The sequence below is a fragment of the Ancylothrix sp. D3o genome, from assembly GCF_025370775.1.
In the GTDB taxonomy this organism is placed as follows: domain Bacteria; phylum Cyanobacteriota; class Cyanobacteriia; order Cyanobacteriales; family Oscillatoriaceae; genus Ancylothrix.
The window spans coordinates 1-1,771 of record NZ_JAMXEX010000110.1; the positions used below are offsets into that span (position 1 = coordinate 1).

General features: G+C 53.2%; 5 protein-coding genes. 3 read left to right on the forward strand and 2 right to left on the reverse strand.

Annotated features, from left to right (window positions below):
• Nucleotides 1-146: 146 nt before the first annotated feature.
• Nucleotides 147-368 carry a hypothetical protein gene (locus NG798_RS27520; RefSeq protein WP_261226909.1) on the reverse strand — a complete coding sequence of 74 codons (222 nt, stop codon included), beginning with the start codon at nt 366-368 and terminating at the stop codon, nt 147-149.
• A gap of 26 nt (nt 369-394) precedes the next feature.
• On the opposite strand from NG798_RS27520, the gene NG798_RS27525 reads away from it, so the two are divergent.
• The 3 genes from NG798_RS27525 (at nt 395) to NG798_RS27535 (ending at nt 1,407) form a co-directional block, all read left to right on the forward strand.
• Nucleotides 395-622, forward strand: a complete 228-nt coding sequence (locus NG798_RS27525) for a hypothetical protein (RefSeq protein WP_261226910.1) — start codon at nt 395-397, stop codon at nt 620-622.
• Nucleotides 623-827: 205 nt separating this feature from the next.
• Complete coding sequence (locus NG798_RS27530) at nt 828-1,067, forward strand: hypothetical protein (RefSeq protein WP_261226911.1); 240 nt, start codon at nt 828-830, stop codon at nt 1,065-1,067.
• Nucleotides 1,003-1,407 (forward strand): hypothetical protein, encoded by a 405-nt coding sequence (locus tag NG798_RS27535; protein WP_261226912.1) that lies wholly within the window; start codon nt 1,003-1,005, stop codon nt 1,405-1,407. Before NG798_RS27530 ends, NG798_RS27535 begins: the two co-directional genes overlap by 65 nt.
• Here NG798_RS27535 and NG798_RS27540 read toward each other — a convergent pair.
• Nucleotides 1,360-1,771, reverse strand: a 412-nt coding sequence (locus tag NG798_RS27540) for a hypothetical protein (RefSeq protein ID WP_261226913.1), incomplete at its 5' end; no start/stop codon positions are given. The two genes, NG798_RS27535 and NG798_RS27540, sit on opposite strands and share 48 nt — an antisense overlap.

Here is a 1,771-nt window from a genome sequence, read left to right on the forward strand (position 1 = left end):
AATAATGTCCATGTTCATTTTAAAATTTAGACAACAATTAATATTATACCTGTTTTGACCTATTTAGGATTGCTATATAATGACCAGCTTTTGTAGTGAGCCGGTGGATCTCCGGTGGGACGATGGATGAGGGGGAGAGTCGGATGTTATGATGCCGGCGCATCTGTAAAGGCCGGTGTCTCCTCAGAAAAACTGAACTTTATGGAGATTTGAGGCCGGCACCCACGATCGGGTACATCACCGGCCTGCCCACCACCACCGGCAGCCAGAGACTTCGCCAACTTTAGCGACTTCCCCGCCACCACCTGCTTTTGCAGATCCACCGGCACCACCGGCACCACCGGCCTCCCCAACACCTTGAACCTCATCGGCCTCCCTGAATTTAAGGGGGCCAGTGAATCTGCTTGAACCCTTGAAAGTTGAAAGGCCGGTGAATTTGTCTGGGCTGGGGGATATTGAAGGGCCCTTGGATGTTGAGGGGCCGGTGGTGCCGGTGGTGCCGGTGGTAGTTCGGGGGTCGGTGGGTTTTTTTGGGGTGGTGGATGTTGAGGGGCCGATGGGTTTTGAGGGGCAGGTGTTACTCCAAGTGCCGGGGGGACTCCTGGCGCCGGTGGAACTTTAAGGGCCGGGGGGACTCCTGGCGCCGGTGGGACTTTAAGGGCCGGTGAGGGTGAAGAGGCCGGTGAGACTCCAGGGGCCGGTGGTTTTTGAAAACTCGGCTTTCGCGCTGAGACTGGTGGATGCTGGATGGCCGGTGGCTTTGTAAAGGCCGATGGATACTGTGATACAGGCGAATGCTTGGGGGCCGGCGAATCTGTCGGGGGCAGGTGTTACTCGTTCGTGCCGGTGTTACGCTCGTCCATTTTAAATCTTATGGCCATTTTAGACCGGCCCTGAAAAAATACATATTATCGCCACTCCAGGCAGACACCGGCACCACCGGCACCACCAACTTCCCCGACACCTTGAACCTCATCGGCATCCTTGAATTTAATAAGGCCGGTGAATCTGTCTGCGGTGGGGAATGTCGAGGGGCCGGTGAATTTCGAGAGCGTCGGGGATATTGAAAGGCCGGTGGAATTCGCTCATGCCAGTAGATTTTGGAGAGCTGGTGGACGAGAGAGAGCCGGTGAACGTAGAGAACCTCTTGACCGTGAAGAGGCCGGTGTCACCCTCGGAAATTTTAACTTATGGCTATTGGGGGCCGGCACAAACAAAATAGAGATTACCGGCCCCAAAAAACCCGAAGAAATCCCGTATTTCACCGGCCCCAAAAAACCCAAAAAAATCACGCAGCCCCCCAATTACTTCCGAATAATGCGATCAGCCACCGGCCCCGTTGAGTTAACGATCCACAAGCTATTCAACAGCCAACAAAAACTTCTTGCGATTCATCGGCATCGGTAGATTATTGTAGCGCCGTTGGAATTCCAAGGGGCCGGTGTATGGAGTGGGAGAAGTGGCTCTGTTGGGGGCCGGTGGAAGTTGAGGGGCCGGTGGATGCGGCGGAATCTTATTAAGCCGGTAGATATTGCAAGGCCGATGGGTATTGCAAGGAATGTGGGTTTGACTTCGGTATATTATTAAGCCGGTAGATATTGCAAGGCCGGTGGGTATTGCAAGGAATGTGGGGTTGACTTCGGTTTCTCGTTTTTGCCGGTCGGCGCGAATTCGCTCTAATAGGACTAATACAAAATCCGGTTTATATAGGCTCTTTTGGGTGGTCGTTTTTTTTACCAGTGCTTTTTGCATCCTGCTTACTATGAGCGGA

Excerpts from the sequence above, each read along its gene's own strand:
- NG798_RS27520 (WP_261226909.1), bottom strand. The coding sequence starts at position 368 with ATGAGGTTCAAGGTGTTGGGGAGGCCGGTGGTGCCGGTGGTGCCGGTG.